Origin of the sequence: Massilia sp. Bi118, from assembly GCF_918697865.1 — a bacterium.
GTDB lineage: Bacteria > Pseudomonadota > Gammaproteobacteria > Burkholderiales > Burkholderiaceae_D > Telluria.
Genome location: NZ_CAKKMV010000010.1, coordinates 36902 through 63359 on the forward strand (window position 1 = coordinate 36902; position 26458 = coordinate 63359).

The 26458-nt window shown below is 63.7% G+C and carries 24 protein-coding genes; 11 read left to right on the forward strand and 13 right to left on the reverse strand.

Features of this window, described 5'->3' with window-relative positions:
- Positions 1 to 4 precede the first annotated feature (4 nt).
- Together LQV39_RS15905 and LQV39_RS15910 are read left to right on the forward strand one after the other, a co-directional pair.
- Positions 5 to 553 carry a YaeQ family protein gene (locus LQV39_RS15905; RefSeq protein WP_230027109.1) on the forward strand — a complete coding sequence of 183 codons (549 nt, stop codon included), beginning with the start codon at positions 5 to 7 and terminating at the stop codon, positions 551 to 553.
- A 13-nt stretch (positions 554 to 566) separates the two neighbouring features.
- A complete protein-coding gene (locus tag LQV39_RS15910) occupies positions 567 to 1016 on the forward strand; it encodes a copper chaperone PCu(A)C (RefSeq protein ID WP_230027110.1) in 450 nt (149 codons plus the stop codon).
- 50 nt (positions 1017 to 1066) lie between these two features.
- On the opposite strand, the gene LQV39_RS15915 is transcribed toward LQV39_RS15910, so the two are convergent.
- A complete protein-coding gene (locus tag LQV39_RS15915) occupies positions 1067 to 1843 on the reverse strand; it encodes a head GIN domain-containing protein (protein WP_230027111.1) in 777 nt (258 codons plus the stop codon).
- A gap of 52 nt (positions 1844 to 1895) precedes the next feature.
- Positions 1896 to 2861 (reverse strand): hypothetical protein, encoded by a 966-nt coding sequence (locus LQV39_RS15920; RefSeq protein WP_230027112.1) that lies wholly within the window; start codon positions 2859 to 2861, stop codon positions 1896 to 1898.
- Between the two features lie 135 nt (positions 2862 to 2996).
- Here LQV39_RS15920 and LQV39_RS15925 point away from each other — a divergent pair, with 135 nt between their 5' ends.
- Together LQV39_RS15925 and LQV39_RS15930 are read left to right on the forward strand one after the other, a co-directional pair.
- A complete protein-coding gene (locus LQV39_RS15925; protein ID WP_230027113.1) occupies positions 2997 to 3470 on the forward strand; it encodes a DMT family transporter in 474 nt (157 codons plus the stop codon).
- 111 nt (positions 3471 to 3581) lie between these two features.
- Entirely contained in the window at positions 3582 to 4703 is a 1122-nt protein-coding gene (locus LQV39_RS15930; RefSeq protein ID WP_230027114.1) for a type IV pilus twitching motility protein PilT, read from the forward strand.
- A 220-nt stretch (positions 4704 to 4923) separates the two neighbouring features.
- On the opposite strand, the gene LQV39_RS15935 is transcribed toward LQV39_RS15930, so the two are convergent.
- The 8 genes from LQV39_RS15935 to LQV39_RS15970 form a co-directional block, all read right to left on the reverse strand.
- Entirely contained in the window at positions 4924 to 5337 is a 414-nt protein-coding gene (locus LQV39_RS15935; protein WP_230027115.1) for a hypothetical protein, read from the reverse strand.
- Between the two features lie 70 nt (positions 5338 to 5407).
- Positions 5408 to 6598, reverse strand: coding sequence for a C1 family peptidase (locus LQV39_RS15940; protein ID WP_230027116.1), 1191 nt, complete (start codon positions 6596 to 6598; stop codon positions 5408 to 5410).
- Positions 6582 to 7772 carry a hypothetical protein gene (locus LQV39_RS15945; RefSeq protein WP_230027117.1) on the reverse strand — a complete coding sequence of 397 codons (1191 nt, stop codon included), beginning with the start codon at positions 7770 to 7772 and terminating at the stop codon, positions 6582 to 6584. The genes LQV39_RS15940 and LQV39_RS15945 overlap by 17 nt, the downstream gene beginning before the upstream one ends.
- A gap of 555 nt (positions 7773 to 8327) precedes the next feature.
- Entirely contained in the window at positions 8328 to 9584 is a 1257-nt protein-coding gene (locus tag LQV39_RS15950; RefSeq protein WP_230027118.1) for a cytochrome c, read from the reverse strand.
- Complete coding sequence (locus LQV39_RS15955) at positions 9581 to 10324, reverse strand: c-type cytochrome (protein ID WP_230027119.1); 744 nt, start codon at positions 10322 to 10324, stop codon at positions 9581 to 9583. The genes LQV39_RS15950 and LQV39_RS15955 overlap by 4 nt, the downstream gene beginning before the upstream one ends.
- An 81-nt stretch (positions 10325 to 10405) precedes the next feature.
- A complete protein-coding gene (locus tag LQV39_RS15960; RefSeq protein WP_230027120.1) occupies positions 10406 to 10780 on the reverse strand; it encodes a cytochrome c family protein in 375 nt (124 codons plus the stop codon).
- Between the two features lie 27 nt (positions 10781 to 10807).
- Positions 10808 to 11506 (reverse strand): 3'-5' exonuclease, encoded by a 699-nt coding sequence (locus tag LQV39_RS15965; protein WP_230027121.1) that lies wholly within the window; start codon positions 11504 to 11506, stop codon positions 10808 to 10810.
- Positions 11507 to 11532: 26 nt separating this feature from the next.
- Complete coding sequence (locus LQV39_RS15970) at positions 11533 to 12060, reverse strand: ProQ/FINO family protein (RefSeq protein ID WP_230027122.1); 528 nt, start codon at positions 12058 to 12060, stop codon at positions 11533 to 11535.
- Positions 12061 to 12631: 571 nt separating this feature from the next.
- Between LQV39_RS15970 and rpoD the strand changes: the two genes are divergently transcribed.
- Positions 12632 to 15349, forward strand: a complete 2718-nt coding sequence (gene rpoD / locus LQV39_RS15975; RefSeq protein ID WP_230027123.1) for an RNA polymerase sigma factor RpoD — start codon at positions 12632 to 12634, stop codon at positions 15347 to 15349.
- Positions 15350 to 15520: 171 nt separating this feature from the next.
- Positions 15521 to 16336 (forward strand): transporter, encoded by an 816-nt coding sequence (locus LQV39_RS15980; protein ID WP_230027124.1) that lies wholly within the window; start codon positions 15521 to 15523, stop codon positions 16334 to 16336.
- Between the two features lie 7 nt (positions 16337 to 16343).
- Here the strand turns inward: LQV39_RS15980 and LQV39_RS15985 are convergent, their stop codons facing one another.
- Positions 16344 to 16802, reverse strand: a complete 459-nt coding sequence (locus tag LQV39_RS15985) for a hypothetical protein (protein WP_230027125.1) — start codon at positions 16800 to 16802, stop codon at positions 16344 to 16346.
- A 171-nt stretch (positions 16803 to 16973) separates the two neighbouring features.
- Here LQV39_RS15985 and LQV39_RS15990 point away from each other — a divergent pair, with 171 nt between their 5' ends.
- Positions 16974 to 17702, forward strand: coding sequence for a hypothetical protein (locus LQV39_RS15990; protein WP_230027126.1), 729 nt, complete (start codon positions 16974 to 16976; stop codon positions 17700 to 17702).
- Positions 17703 to 17720: 18 nt separating this feature from the next.
- Here the strand turns inward: LQV39_RS15990 and LQV39_RS15995 are convergent, their stop codons facing one another.
- Positions 17721 to 17993: a hypothetical protein gene (locus LQV39_RS15995; protein ID WP_230027127.1), complete on the reverse strand. Its 273-nt coding sequence runs from the start codon at positions 17991 to 17993 to the stop codon at positions 17721 to 17723.
- A gap of 224 nt (positions 17994 to 18217) precedes the next feature.
- On the opposite strand from LQV39_RS15995, the gene LQV39_RS16000 reads away from it, so the two are divergent.
- Positions 18218 to 20431: a family 10 glycosylhydrolase gene (locus tag LQV39_RS16000; protein ID WP_230027128.1), complete on the forward strand. Its 2214-nt coding sequence runs from the start codon at positions 18218 to 18220 to the stop codon at positions 20429 to 20431.
- Between the two features lie 101 nt (positions 20432 to 20532).
- On the opposite strand, the gene ppc is transcribed toward LQV39_RS16000, so the two are convergent.
- Positions 20533 to 23364, reverse strand: a complete 2832-nt coding sequence (gene ppc, locus LQV39_RS16005) for a phosphoenolpyruvate carboxylase (RefSeq protein WP_230027129.1) — start codon at positions 23362 to 23364, stop codon at positions 20533 to 20535.
- Between the two features lie 172 nt (positions 23365 to 23536).
- Here ppc and hemC point away from each other — a divergent pair, with 172 nt between their 5' ends.
- Genes hemC through LQV39_RS16020 form a run of 3 tightly spaced genes read left to right on the forward strand, consistent with a single transcriptional unit; the run spans position 23537 to position 26450 of the window.
- Positions 23537 to 24526 carry a hydroxymethylbilane synthase gene (gene hemC, locus LQV39_RS16010; protein ID WP_290368593.1) on the forward strand — a complete coding sequence of 330 codons (990 nt, stop codon included), beginning with the start codon at positions 23537 to 23539 and terminating at the stop codon, positions 24524 to 24526.
- The gene (locus LQV39_RS16015) at positions 24526 to 25293 is read left to right on the forward strand and encodes a uroporphyrinogen-III synthase (RefSeq protein WP_230027131.1); all 768 of its coding nucleotides are present in this window, start codon (positions 24526 to 24528) and stop codon (positions 25291 to 25293) included. The genes hemC and LQV39_RS16015 overlap by 1 nt, the downstream gene beginning before the upstream one ends.
- Positions 25290 to 26450 carry a uroporphyrinogen-III C-methyltransferase gene (locus tag LQV39_RS16020; RefSeq protein ID WP_230027132.1) on the forward strand — a complete coding sequence of 387 codons (1161 nt, stop codon included), beginning with the start codon at positions 25290 to 25292 and terminating at the stop codon, positions 26448 to 26450. Before LQV39_RS16015 ends, LQV39_RS16020 begins: the two co-directional genes overlap by 4 nt.
- The last annotated feature ends 8 nt before the right edge of the window (positions 26451 to 26458 follow it).

A 26458-nucleotide genomic window follows, 5' to 3' on the forward strand; every position in this document is an offset into this window, starting at 1 on the left:
AAGCATGGCCCTGAAAGCAACGATCTACAAGGCAGAACTGAATATTGCGGACATGGACCGCAATTACTACCAGGAGCACGCGCTCACCATCGCGCGCCATCCTTCGGAAACCGAGGAGCGGGTGATGATCCGCCTGCTCGCCTTCGCCCTGCACGCGCACGAGGCGCTCGCCTACGGCAAGGACTTGTTCGACGTCGAGGAACCGGCGCTGTGGCTGAAGGACCTGACCGGCGCGATCGATACCTGGATCGAGGTCGGCCAGCCCGAGGAACGCCGCCTGATGAAGGCCAGCGGCCGCGCCGAGCACGTGGTCGTGTACAGCTACAGCGCCGTCAGCCACATCTGGTTCAAGCAGATCGCCAAGCAGATCGACCGCGCACGCAATATCACCATCGTGAACATCGCCGCCGAATCCAGCGCCGCGCTGGAGCGCATGGCCAAGCGCAACATGCAGTTGCAGTGCACGATCCAGGACGGCCAGGTATGGCTGACCGACGGCACGGACACCGTGCAGGTCGAGCGCGAAACCCTGCTTGCGGAACGCAAGTATTAACCGGACACCGAACATGAACCGACGTCTTCTCGCGCTGGCGCTGGCCAGCCTCGTTTCTCTTCCGGCCCTGGCCCAGGTCAGCGTCAGCGATCCGTGGATCCGCGCTACCGTGCCCCAGGCGAAGGTGGCCGGCGCCTTCATGCAGCTGAAGTCCGCCAGGACCGTGAAACTGGTGGAGGTGAAGAGCCCGGTCGCCGGCCGCGTCGAGCTGCACCAGATGGCGATGGAAGGCCAGACCATGCGCATGCGCGCGGTCGACGCCATCGAGCTGCCGGCCGGCCAGACCGTGAACCTGGCTTCGGGCGGCTACCACGTGATGCTGTTCGACCTGAAGCAGCAGATGAAGGAGGGCGAGCAGGTGCCGCTGACGCTGGTGGTGCAGGATGCGGCGGGCAAGCGCGAGAATGTTGCGGTGACGGTGTCGGTGAAGCCGTTGACCTATACCGCACCAGCAGCCCATTGAATTGTGACGCGGGCACGGGGGGGGACACCCGTGCCCGGGTGCCAAAAAAATCAACGCGGCGCTGCACCCAGACGGCGCGCGCTGCCCGACCCGACCGCGGTCTTGCTGACCTGCGGGTCGCCATAGTAGTTGACGTCGCCGGAGCCGGCGACCGTCATGTCCAGGGACTTGTTCACCCAGATCGTGGCGTCGCCCGAACCGGCGATGGTCACGTTGGCGGTGTCGAAGCGCACCCGCGCCATATCGATATTGCCGGAGCCGCCGATCGTCGCATTCAGCTCGCGCGCGGCGCCGTCGAGGACGCTCAGCTTACCGCTGCCGCCCAGGTTGATGTTGACCGATTGCCCCTCGGCCTTGCCGACCTTGATGCTGCCCGAGCCGCCGACGTCGAAGCGCAGGTCTGAACCCTGCACGCGGTCGGCGTCGATGTTGCCGGAACCGCCCAGCGACAGGCGGTCGACGCCGCGCGTCTGCACCACGATCTTCAGGTTGCGGGTATTGATGTTGTATTTCTTTTTGCTGCGGATTTTCAGGGTGCCGTCCTCGATCACGGTCTCGATCAGGGGCAGCAGGTTGTCGTCGGTCTCGATGGTGAGGCCTTCGCTGTTGCCGGTGCGGACCTCGACCTGGCCCGGCAGGGACAAGGCCACGCCCTTGAAGTTGGCGACCTGGCGCGCCTCGCGCTTGATCTTGCCGTTGCCCTTCACCTGTTCGCCCCTGCCGAAGCTCCAATCGAAGGCGAAGGCCGGCGGCGCGCTCATGGCGGCAGCGGCGGCGGCGAGGGTGCAGGCGGCCAGCAGGCGGCGGCGGGAAAGGCTGGTGGTCATGCTGTGTTCTCCTTGGTCTTGTTGTCGGTGATCGGTGATCGGTTAAGCCATCTTAAGCAAGCCCGCCCGGGGATGCCCCGGTTTTGCGACGAACTGCCTTATCGAGGCCGTAGGCCGCTGCGAACGGGATCAGGAAGGGGTACAGGCCCCAGACGATGCGGCCTTCGACGCGCACGCACAGGGCCGCGTACAGCGGCGGCAGGGCCATCAGGACCAGCAGGCTGCGCAGGGGCTTGAGCGCGGCCGGCGCGTGGCGCCAGCCCATGATGGCCGCGGGGACGACGGTCAGCGCGGCGCCGGCGATCGACAGCAGCGAGCGCACGTCGTGCAGCGCGTGATTGACGGTCCACCAGCTCGGCTCCCAGGTGTACGAGGGCAGGCCGGCGATCAGCCAGAACCGCACGGCCACCAGCCAGGCGCCGGCCGCGGCCAGCACCGCGAGGCCGCTGGCGAGGCCGATGCGGCGGGTGGCAAGCAGCCAGACGAGCAGCAGGATGTTTTCCTCGCGTACCGCCGTGCCGGCGAGGCCGGCCAGGGCCGCCAGCCAGGGCTGGCCGGACAGCACCGCCAGCACGAAGGCGCTGCGGGCCAGGATCGAGCCCGGGTCGACCAGCAGATAAGGCGCGTACCAGAAGGTCGGCAGCGCGAACAGCATGAGCACGCCGGCGCCGGTGGCGCGCTTGCCATCCATGCCGGCGCGCAGCGCCGTGGCCGTCATCAGGCAGGCGCTGGCCGTCATGAACAGCCAGTTCAGTCCGGCGAACACCTGGCGCAGGTCGCCGGGCAGGGCGGCGGCCAGCGCCGGCACCAGGGTGCGGTAGGGGAAGGGCGCACGCAGCGTCTCGATGCCGACTTCACCGCGGAACCAGCGGGCGGTGTCGAAATAGGCCTGCGAATCCTCGATCGTGCCGCCCCAGCGCCAAACCATCAGGGTCAGGGCCAGCAGGCTGAACATGAAGAACAGGACGGGCCAGCGGAGTGGCTGGTCGGGGACGGAGAGATCGCGGGGGCTTGTCATCGGGCCAAGGTAAATGAAAACAGCGTTCAGTATACGCGTTGACAATGTTGCCTGACCAGCATCCTCGGCGCCCGGCTTCGCAAGCCCGGCCGTTTTCGCTACAATCCTCGGCTTTTTTCCGTTCCTTCCCGACTCATGAATCTCCTGCTGTTCCTCGTCGCATTCGGCGCCGGCATCGCCGTCTCCTTCCAGGCCGCCATCAACAGCCAGATGGCCGCGGCCGTCGGCGCCAACTCGGTGGTGGCCGCCCTGATCTCCTTCCTGTGCGGCACCGCCGCGCTGGCCGTGGTCGCCTTTGCCCGCGGCGGCCTGCCCGACGCCCTGGCGGCCCTGCCGCAGCAGCCGCTGTGGAAATTCTCTGGCGGCTTCCTGGGCGCCGCCTTCATTTTCTGCACCGTGATGCTGGTGCCGCGCATCGGCCTGCTGAACCTGGTCGTGCTCGTCATCGCCGGCCAGCTGATCACTTCGATGGCGATCGACCACTTCGGCCTCGTCAACGTCGCCATGCGCAAGGTCTCGGCCCTGAGGCTGCTGGGCGCGGCGGTCATGATCGTCGGCGTGGCCCTGGCCCTGTTCGGCGACCGCATCGCGGCGGCTTTGGAGCGCTGACTTGTTGTAAGTTTTTCACAAGAAAATTTATCTTTCCAAGTGGAACTTTCAGACGCGGCTGGTTTTATAATTAATGCATCTTAAGTTTCCAGTTGAATCATCGACCGCCCGATGGAATACCACCAGTCCTCGCAGATCCCCACTCTTTCGTACATCGAAAACGAAGACCATCCGGTTTTCGGTACCCTGGTCGAGCAGATCCTGCACCTGCTGAACTCGAAGCTGGTGTTCTCGGACATCATCATTCACCAGAACAGCCCGCTGATGCTGCGCCAGCCGAAGGGCCTGGTGGCGGTGACGGATTCGCCGATCACGAAGGAGGAGCTGGAAGAGTTCTTCGACGTCATCGAGCCGAACTGGGCCGAGCGGATCCAGGAACGCGCCTTCGACAGGTCGATCGACCTGCACACGGCGCGCATCCGCGCCAACTGCTTCAGCTTCCAGGGCAAGAAGCGCCTCGGCTGCGTGATCCGCCGCTTCCCGAAGGAGCCTTTGCTGCTTGCCGAACTGGGCCTGCATCCGGACGAGCAGGAATTCGCGCGCATGACCAGCGGCCTGGTACTGATCATCGGCGACACCTGCCAGGGCAAGTCGACCACCATCGCCTCCATCCTCGACGAGATCAACCGCCAGCGCTCGGGCCACATCATCACCATCGAAGACCCGGTCGAGACCCTGATCCCGCAGCGCAAGTGCATCATCACCCAGCGCGAAGTGGGCGTGGACGGCGACGTCGACAGCTATTACCTCGGCGCCCTGGATGCGCTGCGCGAACGCCCTGACGTGATCGTCATCGGCGAGATCCGCGACGCCCAGACCGCCCAGGAAGCGCTGGCGCTGGCGGAGAGCGGCCCGCTGGTGCTGGCGACCCTGCACGCGCGCTCGACCGAGCTCGGCCTGCAGAAGATGCTGCGCCTGCTGGGCAATTCCGACGCCCAAGGCCAGGCCCTGGCCCACGCCCTGCGCGGCGTGCTATGCCAGGCGCTGCTGCCGTCCAAGCAGGGCAACCGCTACCACCTGGCCACCGAGTGCCTGAGCATCAGCCCGGCCGTTGCCGGCATGATCGAAGCCGGCGACCTGGGCGCGATCCGCGCGCACATGAACGCCGGGCGCGAGCCGGGCTGCCATACGATGAACAGCGTGCTGGAAGGCTTGCTGGCCTCGCACAAGGTGGATGTGAGCGATGCGCGGGCGGCGACGACCGACCGGATTGGTTTTGCCGAGATGGTCTAGGGTTGTATGTTAAAGTTTTCCAGTTGGAGTTCGGGTCGCACTTATGCACCGACCTGCCTTCTACCCCAATCTAAAGCGAAAAGCAAAGCAGACTTCCAGTGTTTAATGCAAAGAAGCTCCTTAAAGTCGAGCCATATAAAGATGTTCCATTATTGCATTTAGAAAAAATCCGTGGCACGAGCTTATATATCTTCGTTAGCAAATTGCGCATATTGCGTTATTAGGCTTTGAAGTACAGATAGGAATTTTGATGAGTCGTTGCATTCCATGGCGGAATGGCCACGGTTACCGATTGGGCGTAACGAATTAGTAACTCTCCTGAGGCTGCGGAATTCAGCACTCGAAGCTGGGGGCCATCCAAGGATGCTGTCCAATCTATCCTTCCCCAGCTAAATTTTAAGATTCGTGCAGCCGAGTTAACCGATAGCGAAAACGGGTTTTCGCCACCACGTTCTTCGACCATAACGCCAACAACTTCCCAGTCTTCAAGAATACGCAACACATTAAGGTCTTTAAAGCTGCGATATTGAGCGAACTGTGGCCGACCTCGCCCTGTAAAAGCGGTCGATAAGTCGATTTTGCCTATTCCTTGATCGATTATGAACGACTGGATGTCTTTTTCAATCTCTTCCATTTTTATCCTTATTCCTGGAATAAGATTTTTTAAACGCCTCGAATATTGTTGAGCTTCGCTAAAGAACTGATCAAAGCCAACCGTGCATGCCCTCCCGGGCGTATGCAGTGACATAGTCATAAGGGAGGGTGCCAAAACCTTGATCACCCCACCAATTGTGCCAGCTATTTTTGAATTCGAAACGTCCCGTCCGGTCATCGTATCCACACACGGCTACTGCATGCCATCCGGACACGTTCGGCGGGCTTGCGTTTTGTAGAAAGTTTTGAAGATGGACAGGTGTTGGCATTTGGATGTCAGGACCATCCTCCCATCCTGCACTGAAATGTCCATCACCTTCCCACCATACTGGTAATGAGATTGCTACAGGTGTTTTTGCATTTGCTAAGGTTGCCTTAAGAAGACGTACAAAGTTCTGTGGTTGTGGAAAAGCAGGGTCTGTAAATTTTTCAAGTGAATATTGCTCGACAGGATGCTCCCAAGAATTATGGATGCCGTTTCGGAGTTGTCCTTCCATCACAGCTAAAACCGCTTCAGCCGGGCGATAGAATACAAGGCGATTCGCATTGAACTTGTAGCGCGGTTTACCGGCTGTGTTAGGTGGGTTAGTCCAGCAAGTTTGTCTTGGGTCATTCTGCCAATCCGTTTGCGCTACAACACCTAATGCTGTTGCAGTTTCGAAGGCGTGGGCGAGCGCTAATCCCTCGTTGCAATCACCATGCCTGCGTTCGGCTTCATGTGTCAAAGAGGACTCGGATAAATCGATTTTTCCGTGAAGATAATCCAAGCAACCGATAACTGCGAAGCTTGTGCAATGGCCCGCAGGACCCTGATCCTTAGCATCCGACATTCCAGACCTTAAGCTGATCGCAGGCGGGACTGTTGCAACCCACTTCTCTTCCGCAAAAGGTGTCAGTTGTATCCCATGACTCTCAAAAAAATCAGGGGGAACCTCTTTGATCACCATATTACGGCGTGGGCGATGACTTAAGTAAAAGCTCATACTGTTATTTCCTTTCTTTTGAAGTTCTCGGCGGGCCCTTAATTCCTTTTCGACTTCAGAATAAGCTGCATGTATCACTTCAATTTCAAATGGCAATAGAGCTTGAGCTGTGTTTGGCGGTATTAGTTCTGATAAGATGCAATCGCCATACAGTTGCTGGAGTGCAGCCTCTTGGGATGGGGTCAGGCCTAGCTTAGCCACGATGCCGGCTCGTATCAGCGGATGTAACATTTCAGATATCCTACTCTGTTTTTGCATCGATTCGTTCTGCAAGCCACTTATATGTTAGTTTGTCAAATTGACATTCCAAAGGATCTTTTTTGGCTAACCAATAGTCATCCATCAAATTTGGCTCCATCTGATCTCGCAATTCAGGGTGAAATGTTTGCCACTCGGCTGGATAACCTATTTGAGATCTTACCGGATCTGAGCGGTATTTTTCGCCGTTATAGTTTCCAAAAAAAGCTGGGATCGGCCGTCCTTGCTTCTTATTAATTTTCATGCCGCGACTATTTATGTTGTCATTGTAAAGATCTATGATCTGCCCATTGGATAGTTCAGAGGCGGCATGCCCAAGCTCATGTAGAGGCGTATGCGAAATGTCGAAACTAAAATAGGAAATCGTTGCTGCGCCAGGAAGCTCGGTTGAGCTTTGGTGCCGGAAGGTTTTCCCGTCCAAGCGAAATGACGTGCTCCTTCCCTGTTTTCCATCAACGGTGAACTGCGCCGACGCGCGAGTATAGTCTAGCGAGCCATGCAATACGAGAACCACGTCCATCTGCAGTCCGAGCTTTAAACAATATTGTGAAATTTCGTGTTGTAGTGGCCGAGCTATGTTTGGCATTACTTCTTCAACGAGTGGTGTGCTGCTGTCCGTTTCGGACATTGCTGGAAAAATCGCAATTCTAAGTTTCTCCGACGACGCAGCATTCCTGAGAATGTCCTCTGTTGCAAACAGCAGGCTACGTAGAATATCGATAACACTAGTGGAATATTTTTCGTGGTCTAAAAATATTGGGTCTCGACGCGATAATCTGTCCGGCGAGCGCAGCGTAGGATTTGCTAAAATCAAAATTGAGAACGGTGATTTATATTTGTTCGACGTGATAACCGAAACCGGAGTTGGGCTCTCTTCAACCCTAATGACGCCGATCGGCTGAATTCCGTTGACGCTTTGAACTTCCGCGTAATATTCATCAGCAGTAGCTCTAGAGCCTATGGCAGCCGCCACAATTACCAAGTCGTTTGCAAATTCAATCGAAAGAACAATACGTCGTAACCCCAAAGACAGAATTAACGAGTTCGGCTGCCCTAGCTGAAAGCCGTGATTAGGCAAGCATGTTGGCAGGTGCGGGTGCACTTGCCACTTTGTCTGCTTTCCTTGCTCTACCGCTCGGCTGTCAAAAGTTTTTTTCCAAGACAGCTCGTTCATAATATCCTCAAACATGTGGTTGGGACGTGGGCTCCTCGCGATTTAATATTTTTTGCCGCTGAGAAGTTTAAAAACTTGTTCCGCTGGATTGGGTTCGGGGTGGAGTGATAGGCCCCTCCTGCTCAAACTCTAATCGCTAGTCAAATTTATATCTGGTGCACATCGATGTCAAGACAGGATCGGAGATTTTAGCTAATATTCACAGTGCATAATCGCCACACATAAAATTATTCAATGGCGTTGTGTATTGGAAACCTTCTCTGTACTTAGTCGCAGTGGATTATGGTTTTTGAGAAGAATACGAGTGGGATTTGGAAGGTTCGAACAGTCTTGCGAGGATCGCAATATGAACTTAATTGAAGGAATTTCGACAGTTTTGTTGGATATGTCGTTTCAAGTCGGCTCTTAAGTAGTTGTATTTTCTAGGCAAACCGACATGTTAAAACACTTACTGTTGTCCTTAGGTGTTTTGCGGAAACTTTACAACTGGGTTTGCAATAAACTCCTAAGCATATGCTTCCTTAAGGGCCGTGCTTGGGGCTACCCTCAATTTGCTTATTCAAGCGGCACCGATCGGTAGCCGTTGACCTCCGGCGCCGTCACCATCCGCGCCTCGTTACCCCAGCTGGCGCGCACATAGCTCACCACCGCCGCCACCTCGGTATCGTCCAGCACCTGGCTAAAGGGCGGCATGCCGTAGGGCCGCGGGTTGCCTTTCGTGGACGGCGCGAAGCCGCCGTTCAGTACGATGCGGATCGCGTTCACCGGCTCCCTTGCCGCCAGCGTGCGATTGCCGGCCAGCGGCGGATAGGCGGGCGCGCCGTCCGTGGTGAGGGCGCCGCGGCCATCCTTGCCGTGGCAGTCGACGCAATGCCGGTCGTAGATCTGCGCCCCCAGCTTCATCAGCGATTCCGACGGCAGCGGCGCCGGCCGCGCCGCTGCGCGCTCCGCCGGCAGCGTGTGCAGGTAGGCAGCCATCGCACCGGCATCCGATGCCGACAGGTGCTGCAGGCTCTGGCGCACCACTTCCGCCATCGGCCCATACACAGCGCCGTTCGGCGACACGCCCGTCTGCAGCAACTGCGCCAGGTGCGGGTCCTTCGAGGCCAGCGAAGGCGCATACCAGCCCAGCACCGGGATCAGGCCGCCGTGCAGGCCCTGGCCGCTCGCGCCCAGGTTATTGCGCGGGCTATGGCAGGCTGCGCAGTGTCCGAGGCCCTCGACCAGGTAGGCGCCGCGGTTCCAGTCCGCGCCCTTCGCCGGCTCGGCCTGGTAGACGCCCGGCTTGAAGTAGAGCAGGCGCCAGGCCGCCAGCGCCGCCTGGCTGTCGTAGGGGAAGCGCAGCGCGTGCGGCTGGTTTTGCTGGCGAGCCGGCGGCAGGCTGCGCAGGTAGGCGAACAGGGCGTCGGCGTCGTCGCGTGACACTTTCGTGTAATTCGGGTAGGGGAAGGCCGGGTAGAGCAGGCGGCCGTCTTTGGCTATGCCGTTGTGCAGGGCGTTCCAGAAATCGTCGGCGGTCCAGGCGCCGATGCCGGTGTCAACGTCGGGCGTGATGTTCGGCGCCATCACGCGGCCGAAGGGCGTGTCGACCGCGCGGCCGCCGGCATAGGCCTGGCCGCCGCGCGCCGTGTGGCAGGCGGCGCAGTCGCCGGCGCGGGCCAGGTAGGCGCCGCGGGCGATGTTGCCGGCGGTGGGCGCCCAGGCTTGCGGCGAGCTTGACGGGATGTGCTGGGCGCGCGGCCAGGCCAGCAGCAGGGCGGCAATGGCGATGAGTACGAAGGCGGCAAACGCCAGAGGGAGGCGGTACTTCATGGCTGCGGCTCCGGTGCGCCGCCGCAGGCCAGCGGCAAGGGACGCTTCAGGGATGGCGCCGGGCTCGGGTCGGCCGGCAGCGGCTCGCTGGCCAGCCAGGCCGAGATCGCCGACACGTCGGCCAGGCTCAGGCGCTGGGCGATGCTGCCCATGCAGTCGGGCGCCAGGGCGTGGCGGCTGCCGTTGCGCCAGGCGCCGAACTGGGCGTTGATGTAGTCGCGCGGCAGTCCAGTCAGGCCGGGGATGGCGGGCAGGGCGCCGGTCAGGCGCTCGCCGTGGCAGGCGATGCAGGCCGGGACCTTGAGCGCGGTGTCGCCGCGCGTGACCAGCTGCCGTCCGCGCTCCAGCTCGGCGGCCGGCAGGCTGGCGCGCTCGAGCACGGTCGCCGGCGCGTGCTGGGTCGAGAAATAGTCCGCGATCTCGTGCAGGTAATCGTCGGACAGGTGCTGCACCATCCAGGTCATCAGCGGGTACTGGCGGCGGCCGTCGCGGAAATTCGTCAGCTGGTTGTAGAGGTAGCCGGCCGGCTTGCCGGCGATGCGCGGGTAGTACTGGCGCGTGCCGCCGGAACCGATCGCGGCCGGTGGTGTGGTGGCGCTGCCGTGGCAGGAAATGCAGGCGGCCAGGCGCTGGCCAGGCGTGCCGGGCACCTCCTGCTGCTGGGCCGAAGCCGGCAGCGCTGCCGTGCACATGGCGATGGCGGCGGCCAGATAAGCGGATAATCGGGTAAAGCCTCGCATAGTCCAGTCCCGGTGCGTTGTTTGTCTACCACGCAATATTGTAATCGAATAAACGACCGGGATGCCTGCGGACATTGGGCGCTAGCGCGCGTCCTGGAAGGTTCGCAGATAGGCTTGCAGCGCCTTGATCTCGTTCTCGTCGGCTATGCCCCAGAAGCGCATCCTGGTGCCCGGCACCAGCCTGGCCGGATCGTGCAGGAAGGCGGTCAGGCTGCGCTCGTCCCACACGATGCCCGAGGTTTTCATGGCCTCGGAGTAGGCGAAGTCAGGCGTGGACCCGGCGCGGCGGCCGAACAGGCCGTTCAGCTGCGGGCCGAAGCCGCTGCGGGCGCTGGCGCCGACCTGGTGGCAGGAGGCGCACTGCTTGAAGGCGCGCTCGCCGGTGGCGGCGTCCGTGCCTGAGGGGGCGCAGGCTTGCAGTGCCGGGAGTAGTAAAAGAAGGGGAAGAAACTTCATGCCGCGATTATAGGCGGCGAGGCGGCTTCAAGCCTGGGCCTGGGCCTCGGCTTCGGCGCGTGCCTTGGCTGCATCGCGCGCGGCAAGGCGGGCGGCATTCGCGACGGCAGTCTCCGCGGCGGCCGCAAAATGCTGGCGCCAGTGGCGGTAGATGCGCAGGGCGACGTGGGCGTCGTCGGCGGCGTACTGGATCTGCTGCTCGGACAGGCGCGGCATGGCCCAGTTGGTAGTGGTGATGCGGCGCGATTTCTGCAGGCGCTGGCCGAAGAAACGCGCGACGGCCGTTTTCGCGCCCCAGGCGTTCTTCTCGCCACGGCGCAGGGCGGTGGCGAGGTCGACCACGTTGCGGGTCTCGATGCCGAGCTTGGCGCGCAGGCGGCGCAGGTCGTCGCCAAGACCGAACCCGACTTTCAGGACGTCCGGCGATTCCAGCACCGGGCGCAAGACCTCCACGCACAGGGCGACGGCCGGCGAGGACGGCGAACCGATCTGGAACAGCCAGGCGTTCGTGTCGTCCGCCAGCTGCACCAGGTGCGGCCCGGTCGACACTTCGCCTTTCTGGAAGGTCGGCTTCGACTCGGTGTCGAAACCGATGGCGTCACAGGCGAGCAAAGCGTCCAGGGCGGCTTGCACATCCTCCCTGGTCCGCACCAGGCGCACCTTGGACAGGGCGATGCCCGCGTAGGGCGGTAGCGTGTCCTCGGTGTCCGGTGCGTTTTCGCTCATCTGATCGGTTCCAGTCGCTCGAATGACTATTTTTTCGAGAACTTCGACGCCAGCTGCTGCAGTTTTTCCTGGCGCTTGCGTTCCGCTTCCTGCTGGACGGCGGCGTCGCGCTCGGCTTTCTTGCGCTCGGCTTCTTTCTTGAAGCGTTGCTGCAGCAGTTCCTTGGCGTGCAGGCGGTGGGTATCCGTCACCTCGGCGCCCGGCTTGCCGTCCAGGTCGTAGCGCACGGTGGCCTTTTCCATCGCGCGCAGGTAGCGCATCGAGCCGGTGTGGATGCCCAGCGCGGCGCGCATCAGCTTGCGGTTCAGGGTGGGCATGCGGGCCAGCAATTGCTTGTCGATGCCGATTTCGAGCGGCAGGCAGTTGCGGAAAGCCTCGAACTCCTGTTGCAGCTGCTTGAGCAGGGCGCGCGGGGAATCCGCGGCGGGCCCGGCAGCAGGGGCGGCAGCGGCCGGGGCCGCGCTGTCCACGGTTTCCACGGTCTCGGGCGTGGCGTTGGCGGCGGTGTTTTCGTTGGCCTCAGGGGTTTCGGCGACGTTACTAATCGTATTCATTGACTTCATGGTAAGAACAGGAAGCGGAAGGATAGCATGGCAAGGCGGTGGATGTACCGCTGAGCCGTGTAAGGGTTCGTCGTCGCTGCCGGCCGACCGTGATTTCCTTCGTGTGCGGCGGGCGCGTCAGCAAGAAATCGTGTATGATCCGCCCCTTTCCTTGCGTAGGGCTTGCGCCCACGCAGACGGTCAGGGGCCGGATTAAAGCCTGGGAGTATGTGAATTCGTTATATCCATTATCGGATATTTCAATTATCACTAAATCTTTCCCTGGTGCATAATATGCCTGTCTCCTCTATTTCTCTCTTGGGAAAATAGCTCAAGCCCGTTCCTTGACGGGCTTTTTTTCGTTCCGACATGCTAAACCGCGATCTCAACCACAATTCAGATGCTCCCTGCCACCGTCCACGCGTCCCCGACGCCCGGGCAGAGCTTTGATTGTGCTTGATATCTGGCCATCTGCCCTAAGTTAGGGCCATCCCGTAATTTCTCGCCAAAGGGTCCGCAAGCGGACCAGGTGGCTTATTGACTTCGCAGGCGCGCGTCTCGCCTCGACTGGAGAATGTGAATCATGAAAAACACCGCCAAGACCTTGACACTGACCGCCAAGAAGGCGCCGGCCAAGAGCACGGCCCAGCTGGCAGTGCCGAAAACCGCGACCTCCTACTTCCTGGAAACGGAAGTGGCGGACGGCGCGCCGGCGGCCAAGGTAACGGTGGTTAAAACGCGTTCGCGCCTGGCCTCGCTGAAAGCGGCCCAGGCCGAGCAAGCTGCCGAAGCACAGCAGGCAGCGCAACTCCAGCCGGAGCAGTTCGACAACGCCGTCGAGGCAGGCGTCGAAGCCGCCGAGGTCCTGGCCGAAACTGTCAACGATGCGGCGCCCGCAGCCGTCGCCCAAGTGGCCGCCGTCGCCGCCGACGAGGCCGATTTCATCCCGACCCCGGCCACCCCTGCAGCGCCGCCGGTCATCGTGCGCAAGCGCACCTCGAAGCTGGCGGCCCTGAAAGCCGCCGCTGCCGACACCGGCGTCGACAGCTCGTCGGCCGCCGCACCCGCAGTCGAAACCACCCCGGCCGCCGAAGAAGCCCCGGCACCGCGCGTGGTGCGCACCCGCACCCGCCGTATCGAGCCGGGCGCATCCGGCGCCACCGCGACGGCCACCCCGACCGGCACCGTCAGCACCACCACCGACGCCGCCACGCTGGCCGCGATCGACACCTCGGGCTATCTGCTGCCGCAGGTGAAGGTCCCGGGCCGCCGCGGCCGCAAGCCGAGCGAGTTCGTGCCGGAGAACGACGAGATCGCCGCGCTGAACGCGGTCGAGCGCGCCGAGATGAAGGCAGCCTCCAAGCTGCGCGAGCGCAAGGCCAAGGGCGTCCCTGGGATGCTGGGCGCCGAGCAGGGCTTTTCGAGCGAGGAACTGGAAAAGCGCCGCACCCAGCTGAAGAACCTGATCAACATGGGCAAGGAGCGCGGCTACCTGACCCATGCCGAGATCAACGACCAGCTGCCGGAAAACATCATCGATCCGGAACAGATCGAAGGCATCATCGCGACCTTCAACGACATGGGCATCGCCGTCTACGAGCGCGCCCCGGAAGCGGAAATGATGCTGCTGTCGGACGCCGTCGTGACCCCGACCAGCGAAGACGAAGTCGAGGCCGCGGCCGCGACCGCGCTGTCGACCGTCGACTCCGACTTCGGCCGCACCACCGACCCGGTCCGCATGTACATGCGCGAAATGGGCGCCGTGTCGCTGCTGACCCGCGAAGGCGAGATCGCGATCGCCAAGCGCATCGAGGAAGGCCTGAAGGACATGGTGCAGGCCATCTCCGCCTGCCCGGTGACGATCTCGGAAATCATCGCCCTGTCGCACAAGATCGCCAGCGACGAGCTGAAGATCGACGACGTGGTCGACGGCCTGATGTCGCCGGACGAAGGCAGCGCCGCGCCGGTCGCGGCGACGGCCGCCGGCTCCTCGGATGACGAGGAAGAGGAAGAGATCGAAGACGAGGAAGAGGAAGAAGGGGCTACCTCCGCCAGCGGCGCCGCCGGCTACTCGGCCGAACAGCTGGCCGCGCTGAAGAAGACCTCGATGGAGAAGTTCGCCACCATCGAAAAGCAGTTCGACAAGATGGGCCACGCCTTCAAGACCCAGGGCTACGGTTCGCTGCAGTACATCGCGGCCCAGGACGTGATCTCGACCGAGCTGCTGGGCATCCGCTTCACCGCCAAGATCGTCGAAAAGCTGTGCGACACCCTGCGCGGCCAGATGGACGAAGTGCGTGCTATCGAACGCGCCGTGCTGGACATCTGCGTGAACCGCTGCGGCATGCCGCGCGCCCACTTCATCAAGGTCTTCCCGGGCAACGAGACGGACCTCGAATGGGTGCAGCGCGAAGTCGATTGCGCCTACCCGTACAGCGCCGTGCTGTCGCGTAATGCGCCGGCCATCATGGAACTGCAGCGCCGCATGATCGACCTGCAGGCCCGCGTGGCGCTGCCGCTGGCCGATCTCCGCAAGATCAACAAGCAGATGGCGGCCGGCGAAAAGCGCGCCCGCACCGCGAAGCGCGAAATGACCGTGGCCAACCTGCGCCTGGTGATCTCCATTGCCAAGAAATATATTAACCGCGGCTTGCAGTTCCTCGACCTGATCCAGGAAGGGAATATCGGCCTGCTGAAGGCGGTCGACAAGTTCGAATACCGCCGCGGTTATAAATTCTCGACTTACGCGACCTGGTGGATCCGCCAGGCGATCACGCGCTCGATCGCCGACATGGCCCGCACCATCCGCGTGCCGGTGCACATGATCGAGACGATCAACAAGATGAACCGCATCTCGCGCCAAATCATGCAGGAAACCGGCAGCGAGCCGGACATGGCGACCCTGGCGGCCAAGATGGAGATGCCGGAATCGAAGGTCCGCGAGATCATGAAGATCGCAAAAGAGCCGATCTCCATGGAGACCCCGATGGGCGAAGACGGCGATTCGCAACTGGGCGACTTCATCGAGGACAACGCGACCCTGGCGCCGCTGGAAGCCGCGATGCACGCTTCGATGCGCGGCGTGATCAAGGAAGTGCTGGACTCGCTGACCCCGCGCGAAGCCAAGGTCCTGCGCATGCGCTACGGCGTCGAGATGTCGAACGACCACACGCTGGAAGAAGTGGGCAAGCAGTTCGACGTGACCCGCGAGCGTATCCGCCAGATCGAAGCCAAGGCGATGAGCAAGCTGCGCCAGCCTTCGCGCTCGGACAAGCTGAAGACCTTCCTGCAGAACCAGTAAAACAGTTAGTCGGGTCCGGCAATGCCGGACACGACTGCCCGGCATTGCCGGACCCAGCTCCCCGTGCCGCACAGGCCGGGGAGTTTTTTTTCGTCTCCGGACGTGCGGCACTGGACCCGCGCCGCGGCCTCACGGATACTTGGCCCGCCCCATTCACCACAACCCGCAACGATGACCCGCACAGCTTCCGCTTCCATCCTCCTCGCGGCGCTCTGCCTGCCGTTCTGCACGAGCGCCAGCGCCGCTGCCGGCGACGATACCATCAACCCCGACCGCCCCGGCATCGCCGAGACCAGCAAGGTCGTCGGCAAGGGCCGCGTCCAGCTCGAAACCAGCGTCGAGTGGGACCGCCGGCGCGACGACAGCAGCCACCAGCGCACGCTGGCATCGCCGACCCTGCTGCGCGTCGGCTTCGGCGAAAGCACCGAGCTGCGCTTCGAAACCGACGGCCGCAACATCGTCCACGCCAGCGATCCGGCCACCGGCCAGCACACGGTGACGGCCGGCTGGGCCGATACCGAGGTCGGCCTCAAGTGGCAGCTGCGGAACGCGCCGGACGAGCAGGAAGGCGCGCCCTCGCTCGGCGTGCTGCTGCATGCCGCGCTGCCGAGCGGCAGCCGCGCGCTGCGCGGTCATGGCCTGCGTCCTTCGCTGCGGCTGGTGGCGGAATGGGAGCTGCCGCAAGGCATGTCGCTCGGCGTGATGCCGGGCCTGGGCATCGACAGCGACGACGACGGCGCCCGCTACGGCTACGGCGTCCTGGCCGCATCGCTGGGCAAGGAGTTCAGCGAACGCCTGCACGGCTTCGTGGAGCTGGCCGCGCCGCAGATTGCGCGCGCGCCGCACGGCGGCACCCAGGCCAGTTTCGACACCGGCCTGACCTGGCTGCTGAACAAGGATTGCCAGCTCGATGTCCAGCTGATGCATGGGCTGAACCATCGCAGCCCGGATCTCAGCCTGGCGTTCGGCCTGTCGGTGCGGCGCTAGCCGTCGCTTACTCGAGCGAGTAAGCAGCCGGCCCCATTTTGCGCAGCAGCGCGATGTTGGCCTGCTGCTCCCTGGTGAACTTCCCCATCATCTCGGCGGCGGCTTTCTTGTCGACCGCCGTTTCCATTCCCAGGTACATCGCGCCATGCACCAGGGCGTAGGAAGTCAGGCCGAAATCCCTGGGCGTCAGGCCGTGCCTGGCCAGTTTTGCCTTGACCCCTGGCTTCGCTTCGATCGCGCGGATGTAGTACTCGACCGGCAGCATGCCGTCCTTGCGATGCTTGTCGCTTTCCTTTTTCTCGGCTTCGGTTTCCTCGATGTCGCCCAGTTCGCGGGTGGCGGCCTTGAGCTTCTGGACCAGCGCCGGCGTCAGCACGAAGTGTTCGTCCGGGCTGCCGGCCCAGGCAGGGGAGGCGCACAGGGAGATGGCGAGGATGGCGGCAGCGGCAATCGAAGTCGGTTTCATGTTCTTGTCCCTCGTGGTTGGAATGGGCGCGATTCTACGGCCTCGCGCATGCCTGCGGACGGCCGCCGCCGCGCTTCCCCCACGCGTGGTGTCCACCGGTGTCGGGAAATTGCAATATTGCAATCAGGCATGTTAGGATATTTTTAATTTAACATTCCCTGTGGGCAGGATATGGCAGAGCTGGAAGTCGCAAAACATGGCAAGAACGTCATCCATTTGATGGGCAAGAAGGAGCACAAGCTTGCGCACAAGCTGCGCGAAATCGCCCTCGAGATCGCCATCATCGTGTTTGCCGTCAGCATGAGCATCTGGCTGCATGGGCTCAGCGAGCATCACCACAAGCAGCAGGAAGTCCGCAGCTTCCTGATCGGCCTGAAGGGCGACCTGGAGGGCGACATCAAGCAGCTCACGGAGATCAAGGAAGGGTACAAGGGCTTCGACGCAAACTACGCCTACCTGGCCGGCATCGATCCCGCGCAGAAGCCTGACTGGGAGAAGTTCAAGGCGGCCTATGCGAGAAGCAATGCGAACTGGTACTTCATTCCGGTCAAGAGCCGCTACGAGGGCTTCCTGATGAGCGGGCGGCTGACGAACATCGAAAACGAGAAGCTGCTGACCGCCATCTTGTCCCTGTACCAGATGGATTTGCCGCAGATCCAGACCTCGGAAGGTGGCTGGTCCACCCGCCAGCGCAAGCTGCGCGACTACCGCGAGGAGCAGCTCGAAGGCGACGACGAGCAGTCGCTGTTCCGCGTAACGACCTCGCCCAAGGGCAAGCGCCTGCTGCGCGAGATGAGCACGACGCCACAGCTGTACGAGCGCTACCAGAGCTATATCGACCAGAGCCGGGAGATCATCAAGATGATTGCCGAGGCGTATCCGGCCGAGAAAGCGCACTGAACACGGCCGCGTACGGCCTCAGGCGCTCAGCATGAGGCCGGCGAAGAGCGCGAGCGCAGCCAGCACCCAGCATGCAGCATGGGTGGCGAGGCGGCGCTCCGAGCCGGCGTAGGCCTGCAAAAACACTTCGCTGCTGCGCCGCGTGACCAGGGCGATGGCGGTGACGAAGCCGACGCGCAGCACGAAGTCCAGGGTATTCCAGCCCTTGACGACCTGGTACAGCAGCGACACGGTGACGATCGTGCCCAGCAGGACGATGAGGTATTTCCGCTTCGGGGTGATGCCGTTCATGGATGGCCTCCGCTCAGGTCGGCGCCCTTGTGAGCGCATCCCGCTTAATTTCCACGTGTCTGTTGACTGCGTCCATGATCCGCGTCAGGCCCTCGTGCGGGTCATATGACTTAGTTATGGAAAAGGCAAGTAATTTCATTGGCAGCCGTAAATATCGCGACGTAATCTCTTGAACGGTTGGCAAGACCAGGGCCATCCGCATAACAATTCAAGAGGAGACGAGAATGAAAACAACCCGCCTTTATGCCGCACTCGCGGCAGCCCTGCTGGCGTCCGCAGCCCTCGCGCCAGCCGCAGTCCGGGCCCAGGACGTGCAGGCTTCCCCGAAACATGAACTGCGCGGCGTGTGGGTCAGCACCCACCTCAGCCTCGATTGGCCGAACCGCACCCAGGCCCCGGCCCAGCAGCGCGCCGCGCTCACCGCCATCCTCGACCACAACAAGGCGACCGGGATGAACGCCGTGTTCTTCCAGGTGCGCAGCCAGTCCGACGCCATGTACCCGAGCGAACTGGAACCCTGGTCCTACTATTTAACAAACAATCAGGGCAGCGCGCCGGCGCCGTTCTGGGATCCGCTGGCCTTCGCGATCGAGGAGACGCACAAGCGCGGCATGGAATTCCACGCCTGGATCAACCCCTACCGCGCGGTCGCCAACACGGCCACTGAATCGAACGCCGCGCAGTATGCAAGCACCCACGTTTCGCGCACCCATCCCGAGTGGATGCTGACGGTGGGCACGGTCAAAATCCTGAATCCGGGCCTGGCGCCGGTGCGCGATCATGTGAGCCGCGTGATCCAGGACATCGTCGGCCGCTACGACATCGACGGCCTGCACTTCGACGACTACTTCTACCCGAGCGGTACGATCGCGGACGATGCGGCCTACAACGCCGACCCGCGCGGCTTCGCGGCCACGACCGCCGGCCGCGCGGACTGGCGCCGCGATAACATCAACATGCTGATCGAGCGCGTCGGCGCGGAGATCCGCCTGGCCAAGCCCTGGGTCAAGTTCGGCGTTTCGCCCTCGGGCATCTACCGCAGCAGCCTTGACCCGGCAGTCGGTTCGCCGACCTCCGCCGGCGCCTCCCAGCATTACGTCACGAACTTCGCCGACACCCGCAAGTGGCTGCGCGAAGGCTGGGTCGACTACCTGGCGCCCCAGGTCTACTGGTACATCGGCCAGGCCGGCTCCGACTACAAGCTGCTGGTCCCGTGGTGGAACGAGAACGCCTTCGGCCGCCACATCTACATCGGCCTGGCCGACTACAAGATGAATACCGCGGGCTGGACCAGCCCGGCGCAGATCGCCGACCAGATCGGCATGAACCGCGCGAACGCGAACGTGTTCGGCCAGATTCACTTCCGCCACGCTTTCCTGCAGGCCGACGCGCTGGGTTACCGCACGGCGCTCAAGCAGAGCACCTACCATGCGCCGGCGCTGCCCCCAGGCATGGCCTGGAAGGGCAGCGGCACGCCTTTGCCGCCTTCCGCGCTGGCTGCGGCTGCGGCCCCGAACGACGCCGTGCAGCTGTCATGGACGGCGTCCCCGGATGCCAGCGACGAACTGGAGAAGGTGCGCCGCTACGCCGTCTACCGCTCCGACACGCGCGAATTCGACCTCGAAGCGCCGGGCAAGATGATCGCCCTGACCGATGGCGCCGCGCCCGGTTTCGTCGATGCGAACGCCGGCGCCGGCAAGTACTGGTACTACACCGTCACCGCCGTCAACCGATTGAGCAGCGAAAGCACGCCCGCCGCGCTGGCGACCAACGACCACGAGCCGCCGGTCGTCACCACCCGCGCGGTGAGCCGCACGCTCGCCAACGGCCAGGCTTCGATCTCGGCCCAGGACGTCGACGGCGGCAGCACGGACAACTGGGGCATCGAGTCGCTGAGCGTGAGCCGCTCGAGCTTCAGCTGCTCGGATATCGGCGCGGCCAGGGTGAGCTTGATGGCGGTTGACAAGGGCGGCAACGCGGCTTCCGCCGAAGCCGCGGTGAATGTCGAGGGCAGGGTGCCGCAGCCTTCCATTCAAGTCTCGCGCAGCGGGATCGAGACCGGGCTGCCGGTGGAGGCGATCGCACTGGGCTATGGCGCGCAGACCGTCAGCCTGAACGCTGTCGATGCGGGCGGTGCGGATGGTTTCGCGTGGACGCCTGCTGCGGGCTTGTCCGTCAACGGCGCCGGCGCCACCTTCGCGCCGAACGGTGCGGGCAGCTTTACTTTGAGCGTGCTGGCGACCAGCGAAAACGGCTGCGCGGCGAGTACCACCAAAACCGTGAACGTGATCGAGGCGCGCTGCGGGAACAAGGGGGACAAGGTCCTGGTGTGCAATGCGACCGGGTCGGCGAGCAATCCGGGCAGCCAGGTTTGTGTGAGTGAGAATGCGGTGCCGGCGATGTTGCGGAAGGGGGCGAAGCTGGGGGCCTGCGGCTAATGAACGTCGTCCCCGCGAAGGCGGGGACCCAAGTTTGTTCGCGTCTCGACTGCTCAGGCAGAACTTGGATCCCCGCCTGCGCGGGGACGACGTAACACTAATCAGCCGGTATTTCTCAAACCCGCGGCGACACCGTTAATCGACAAATGAATCCCCCGATGCACCCGCGAATCGATCTGCTCCGGATCCTTGGCCAGCGCCCGGTGCCGCTGGATCAGCTCCACCTGCAGGTGGTTCAGCGGATCCAGGTAGGCAAACCGGTTCTGGATCGAGCGCGCCAGCAGCGGGTTCGCAGCCAGACGCTCGGCATTGCCGGTCACCTGCTCCAGGCAGCGCAGGGTTTCGCCATATTCCGCCGCGATGCGCTTGAAGATGTTCTCGCGTAGCGCGCCATCCGGCACCAGCTCGGCGTAGCGGCGGGCGATCGGCAGGTCGGTCTTGGCCAGCACCATGTCCATGTTCGACAGCAGGGTGGCGAAGAAGGGCCATTGCTGGAACATCTCGCGCAGCAGCGCCAGGCGTTCTTCGCGCTCGCCGTCCGCCAGCCATCCGGAGATCGCCGCCCCGAAGCCGTACCAGCCCGGCAGCAGCAGGCGGCACTGGCCCCAGGAGAAGCCCCAGGGAATCGCGCGCAGGTCTTCGATGCGGCGGGTCGACTTGCGCGAGGCCGGGCGCGAACCGAGGTTCAGCTCCGCAATTTCGGCGATCGGCGTGGCGGCGAAGAAGTAGTCCGTAAAGCCCGGGGTCTCGTACACCAGGTTGCGGTAAGCCTTGTAGGCGCGCTCGGACAGCTCCGCCATCACCGCTTCATAGCGCGCCAGGCGCGCCACCTGCTCGCGGTCCGCGCCATGCGGCATCAGGCCCGCTTCCAGGGTCGCCGCCACCAGCAGTTCCAGGTTGCGGCGGCCGATCTCGGGGTTCGAGAACTTCGAGGAGATGATCTCGCCCTGTTCGGTCAGGCGGATCTGGCCGTTCACGGTGCCCGGCGGCTGTGCCAGGATGGCGTCGTAGCTCGGACCGCCGCCGCGGCCGACGGTGCCGCCGCGGCCGTGGAACAGGCGCAGCTTGACGCCGGCCTCTTCGAAGATCTTCACCAGCTTCAGCTCGGCCTGGTACAGCTCCCAGTTCGAGGTCAGGAAGCCGCCGTCCTTGTTCGAGTCCGAGTAGCCCAGCATGACTTCCTGCAGCTGGCCCTGGTGCTGGATCAGCTCCTTCACGATGGGCAGGGCCATCCACTCGCCCATGATCTCGCTGGCGCGCTGCAGGTCGGGGATGGTCTCGAACAGCGGAATCACCATCACGTCGCACTGCTTCTCGTATTCGCTCACGCGCAGCAGGCCGGTTTCCTTCTGCAGCAGGAGCACCTCGAGCAGGTCCGACACGGTTTCGGTGTGCGAGATGATGTAATTACGGATCGCGCGCGCGCCGTAGCGCTGGCGGATCTCGCGCGCCGCGCGCAGCACGCCCAGCTCGGACTGGGTCTCGTCCGAATACTCGGCATAGGGCGTGTAGAGCAGGCGCGGATGGGCGATCTCGGCCAGCAGCAGCTGCACCTTGGCGGCTTCGTCCAGCTGCGCGTAGCCGGCTTCGACGCCGGCATGCTTGAACAGCTCGGCCAGCACGCGCTCGTGGATGTCCGAGCTCTGGCGCATGTCCAGCGACGCCAGGTGGAAGCCGAAGATGGCGGCGGCGCGCAGCAGGCCCGCCAGGCGCGGCTTGATCAGGATGGTGCCGTGGTTGTTGGCCAGCGAATCGGCCAGCACCTGCAGCTCGGCCTGGAACTCGGCCGGGCCGCCGTAGGCATCGGCGTGGCCGACTTCCTTGCGCAGCGGATTGGTCGCGCCGAGCGCGCGCGCGGTGGCGGCCAGGCGCGCATAGATGCCGATCAGGGCGCGCCGGTAGGGTTCGTCGCTGCGGTGCGGCGAGGTGTCCGGCGAGGCCGCCGCCAGCGCCTCCAGGGCGGCGTCGGCCGGCACCAGCAGGGTCGAGGTCGACAGCTCGGCGCCCAGCGTGTGCACCTCGTCGAGGTAGAAGTCGAAGATGGTGGTGGCATGGCGCACCAGCGCGCGCTGCATGGTGGCGGCGTTGACGTTGGGGTTGCCGTCGCGGTCGCCGCCGATCCAGCTGCCCATCTGCAGGTAGGTGGCGCCTTTCGTCGACACCTGCAGTTCTTCCTCGATGTCGTCGTACAGGGCCGGCAGCTCGCGCAGGAAGGTGGTGCGGTAGTAGGACAGGGCGTTCTCGATCTCGTCGGCCACTGTCAGCTTTTCGTAGCGCAGCATGCGGGTCTGCCACAGCGTCGCCACGCGGGCCTGCAGCAGGGTCAGGTTGCGCGCGCGTTCCTTGGGCGTCAGCGGCAGGTCGCGCTCGGCCAGCAGGCGGGCGATGTCGTGTTCGGCGTCCAGGGTGGACTTGCGCTGCACCTCGGTCGGGTGGGCGGTCAGCACCGGCGAAATGAAGGCTTCGCGCAGGAAGCTTGCTGCCTGCTCGCGGTCGACGCCGGCATCTTCGAGGCGCGCCAGCGCGTAGGCCACGCTGGCCGGCTGGGCTTTCGAACCGGCCAGCTGGTGGGCGCGGCGGCGGCGCACGTGGTGCTGGTCCTCGGCGATGTTGGCCAGGTGCGAGAAGTAGGAAAACGCGCGGACCACCGAGTTGGTCTCTTCGCGTGTCAACTTCTTGAGCAGGCTGGTCAGTTCCTCGCCGGCCTGCGGATCGTCCTCGCGGCGGAAACGCACGGCGGTCTGGCGGATGGTTTCGACCACGTCGAACACGGCCTCGCCCTCCTGGTTGCGCAGCACGTCGCCCAGCAGGCGGCCGAGCAGGCGGATGTCTTCTTTCAGTGGCGCGTCCTTGTCGCTGGACGGGGTCGGGATCGATGCAGGGGCCTGGACTTGCGGGGCGGCCAGGGGATCAGGGTTTGCAGCTTTGTTCATAATCGAGCACAGGTTGAATGTTCGGGGGTCCCAGAAGGGGCTCTCGTGTACAACGTTGCCGTGGTGGATGCCACGGTTTCTGCAAGGGACCGCATGCTAGAATTTGTGGTTACAGGCATGCCGCCAACCGGCGTCGGCCGATCCAGGCACAACGACAGTGAAAGAAATTGTTTTGAAGACTAAGGACACGACGCAGCGCGTACCCTCTCGCCTCATTATCGCATCGCGCGAAAGCCGGCTGGCCATGTGGCAGGCCACGCACGTGCGCGACCGCCTCGCTGCATTATATCCGGATTGCCAAATCGACATTCTCGGCATGACCACCCGCGGCGACCAGATCCTCGACCGCACCCTGTCCAAGGTCGGCGGCAAGGGCCTGTTCGTGAAGGAACTCGAGGTGGCCATGCATGAAGGCCGCGCCGACCTGGCCGTGCACTCGCTGAAGGACGTGCCGATGGAATTGCCGGACGGCTTCGAGCTGGCCGCCATCCTCGAACGCGAGGATGCCCGCGACGCTTTCGTATCGAACGACTTCGACAGCCTGGCCGGTCTGCCGGCCGGCAGCGTGGTCGGCACCAGCAGCCTGCGCCGCCAGGCCCTGATTGCCGCGCGCTACCCGCAGCTGGTCATCAAGCCGCTGCGCGGCAATCTCGACACCCGCCTGGGCAAGCTGGACCGCGGCGACTATGCCGCCATCATCCTCGCCGCCGCCGGTCTCAAGCGCCTGGGCCTGGAGCGCCGCATCCGCGCCTACCTGGAAACCGGGGAGAGCCTGCCCGCCGCCGGCCAGGGCGCGATGGCGATCGAGATCGTCGCCGCCGCTGGGGCCAACAAGCGAAATGACGGCGTCGACCTCCGCGCGCTGCTGGCGCCGCTGAACCACGAAGACACCGCGCGCGCCGTCGCCGCCGAGCGCAAGGTCTCGCGCGTGTTCGGCGCCAGCTGCCAGATCCCGCTGGCTGCCCACGCCATCGTCGAGGGCGGCGAACTGCAGCTGCGCGCCATGGTCGCGACGCCGGACGGCCGCCGCAGCGCTTTCGCCGAAGGCAGCGGCCCGGCCAATCTGCCGGAACAGCTGGGCGAGCAAATTTCTGCACTTCTGCGCCAACAGGACGCCGACGCCATCCTGGCCGAGTGCAAGGCCGAGGCGGCCGCACCCTGATGACCGGGGCGGTCGTCATCACCCGACCCCGCCAGCAGGCCGAGCCGCTGGCGCGCGCCGTGGCCGCCCTCGGCCGCGAGACCGTGCTGCTGCCGTTGCTGGAGATCTCGCCGCTGGCGGACGATGCTCACCTGCGGCGGGTGCTGGGCGACCTGGCGTCGTATGCGCTGGTGGCCTTCGTCTCGCCGAACGCGATCGATGCCGCCTTCGCCCACATCGACGCCTGGCCGGGGGGCGTCGATATTGCCGTGGTCGGCGAGGGCAGCCGCGCGGCTTTGGCCAAACACGGTGTCAAGAGCGAAGTCCGCATCCATTGCCCCAAAGACCCCGCCTTCAGCGATTCCGAGCACCTGCTGCAGGCGCTCGACCTGGCCCTGCTGGCCGGCCGCCGCGTGCTGGTGGTGCGCGGGGAGGGCGGGCGCGAGCTGCTGCCCGATGCGCTGCGCCGGGCCGGCGCCACGGTCGAGACGGTCGCGAGCTACCGCCGCGCGGTGCCGGCCCCGAGTCCGGATCTGGCGGCACGGCTGCGAGGCTTGCTGGCCGGGCCGAACGACTGGATAATCACGAGCTCGGAAGCCTTGCGCGGGCTGGTGTCCCTGGTGGACGGGCTGGCATCGAGCGAATTGACGACGCAACTGCGGCAGCAGCGCCTGATCGTTCCGCATGCCCGCATCCATGAAACAGCCCTCGCGCTCGGCTTCGGCCGCCTGGTCCTGACCGGTTCCGGCGACGAACGCCTCCTTGCCGCGTTACAATCACAAGCATGAACGAATTGCCCAATAATCCAGAATCGAGCAAGGGCGGCCAGATGGTCCCGCCGGAGGCGTATGTGACGCCTGCGCCGGCCGAGCCGCGCGTGCCGGAAACGACCCGCGTCGGCGGCCTGCTGAACAAGCCGCAGAACGTGGCCATCATCGTGCTGGCCGTCCTGCTGGGGCTGCAGACCTGGTCCACCCACAGCCGCTTCAACCGCCTGCGCGAAGACGTCGCCAGGACCCTGCAGAAGGACAACGCCTCGAACGCCGAGACCGCCCAGCTGGTCCGCGAGACCCAGGAGACGGCCAAGGAGCTGCAGGTCAAGGTCGGCGTGCTGGAAAGCCGCCAGTCCGAGTCGCAGAGCCAGCAGGCCGCGCTCGAGCAGATGTACCAGGATATCTCGAAGAACCGCGACGAATGGGCGCTGTCCGAGATCGAGCAGGTGCTGTCGACCGCCAGCCAGCAGCTGCAACTGGCCGGCAACGTGCAGGGCGCCCTGATCGCGCTGCAGAACGCCGACCGCTCGCTGTCGCGCTCCGACAAGCCGCAATTCATCACGATCCGCCGCGCCATCGCGCGCGACATCGACAAGCTGAAGGCGCTGCCCCAGGTCGACCAGGCCGGCATCGCGCTGCGCCTCGATAACGTCATCTCCCAGATCGACAACTTGCCGCTGCTGGCCGACGAAAAGCCGGCCGAGCCGATCGCGCCGAGCCGCGTGAATCCGTCGGCCAAAGTCGCCAGGACTGCGAAAGGCGCCGCGCCGGCGCCGGCCGAGGAGCTCTCGCTGGGCCGCCGCATGGTGGACACCTGGCGCAACTGGAGCCACGAGATGTGGGACGACATGCGCCAGCTGATCCGGGTCCGCACCGTGGACCAGCCGGAAGCGCTGATGCTGTCTCCGAGCGAGGCCTATTTCGTGCGCGAGAACCTGAAGCTGCGCCTGCTGAATGCGCGCCTTGCCCTGCTGTCACGCAACGAAGGCACCTTCCGCGACGACATCGGCAGCGCCCAGCAGACCCTGGGCCGCTACTTCGACACCAAGGCGCGCTCGACCCAGTCGGTGCAAAGCCTGCTGCGCCAGGTCCAGGCCAACAACGTCACCATCGAGGTGCCGGATCTGTCGGAAAGCCTGAACGCCGTGCGCAACTACAAATCGAAACCGTGAGGAGCTGA

Coding starts and splice junctions, on each gene's coding strand:
- LQV39_RS15905 (WP_230027109.1), top strand. CDS start 5: ATGGCCCTGAAAGCAACGATCTACAAGGCAGAACTGAATATTGCGGAC.
- LQV39_RS15960 (WP_230027120.1), bottom strand. CDS start 10,780: ATGAAGTTTCTTCCCCTTCTTTTACTACTCCCGGCACTGCAAGCCTGC.
- LQV39_RS16020 (WP_230027132.1), top strand. CDS start 25,290: ATGAACGAATTGCCCAATAATCCAGAATCGAGCAAGGGCGGCCAGATG.
- LQV39_RS15990 (WP_230027126.1), top strand. CDS start 16,974: ATGGCAGAGCTGGAAGTCGCAAAACATGGCAAGAACGTCATCCATTTG.
- LQV39_RS15920 (WP_230027112.1), bottom strand. CDS start 2,861: ATGACAAGCCCCCGCGATCTCTCCGTCCCCGACCAGCCACTCCGCTGG.
- ppc (WP_230027129.1), bottom strand. CDS start 23,364: ATGAACAAAGCTGCAAACCCTGATCCCCTGGCCGCCCCGCAAGTCCAG.
- LQV39_RS16000 (WP_230027128.1), top strand. CDS start 18,218: ATGAAAACAACCCGCCTTTATGCCGCACTCGCGGCAGCCCTGCTGGCG.
- LQV39_RS15930 (WP_230027114.1), top strand. CDS start 3,582: ATGGAATACCACCAGTCCTCGCAGATCCCCACTCTTTCGTACATCGAA.
- LQV39_RS15935 (WP_230027115.1), bottom strand. CDS start 5,337: ATGGAAGAGATTGAAAAAGACATCCAGTCGTTCATAATCGATCAAGGA.
- rpoD (WP_230027123.1), top strand. CDS start 12,632: ATGAAAAACACCGCCAAGACCTTGACACTGACCGCCAAGAAGGCGCCG.
- LQV39_RS15995 (WP_230027127.1), bottom strand. CDS start 17,993: ATGAACGGCATCACCCCGAAGCGGAAATACCTCATCGTCCTGCTGGGC.
- LQV39_RS15925 (WP_230027113.1), top strand. CDS start 2,997: ATGAATCTCCTGCTGTTCCTCGTCGCATTCGGCGCCGGCATCGCCGTC.
- LQV39_RS15985 (WP_230027125.1), bottom strand. CDS start 16,802: ATGAAACCGACTTCGATTGCCGCTGCCGCCATCCTCGCCATCTCCCTG.
- LQV39_RS15950 (WP_230027118.1), bottom strand. CDS start 9,584: ATGAAGTACCGCCTCCCTCTGGCGTTTGCCGCCTTCGTACTCATCGCC.
- LQV39_RS15910 (WP_230027110.1), top strand. CDS start 567: ATGAACCGACGTCTTCTCGCGCTGGCGCTGGCCAGCCTCGTTTCTCTT.
- LQV39_RS15980 (WP_230027124.1), top strand. CDS start 15,521: ATGACCCGCACAGCTTCCGCTTCCATCCTCCTCGCGGCGCTCTGCCTG.
- LQV39_RS15940 (WP_230027116.1), bottom strand. CDS start 6,598: ATGCAAAAACAGAGTAGGATATCTGAAATGTTACATCCGCTGATACGA.
- LQV39_RS15945 (WP_230027117.1), bottom strand. CDS start 7,772: ATGAACGAGCTGTCTTGGAAAAAAACTTTTGACAGCCGAGCGGTAGAG.
- LQV39_RS15965 (WP_230027121.1), bottom strand. CDS start 11,506: ATGAGCGAAAACGCACCGGACACCGAGGACACGCTACCGCCCTACGCG.
- LQV39_RS15955 (WP_230027119.1), bottom strand. CDS start 10,324: ATGCGAGGCTTTACCCGATTATCCGCTTATCTGGCCGCCGCCATCGCC.
- LQV39_RS15915 (WP_230027111.1), bottom strand. CDS start 1,843: ATGACCACCAGCCTTTCCCGCCGCCGCCTGCTGGCCGCCTGCACCCTC.
- LQV39_RS15970 (WP_230027122.1), bottom strand. CDS start 12,060: ATGAATACGATTAGTAACGTCGCCGAAACCCCTGAGGCCAACGAAAAC.
- LQV39_RS16015 (WP_230027131.1), top strand. CDS start 24,526: ATGACCGGGGCGGTCGTCATCACCCGACCCCGCCAGCAGGCCGAGCCG.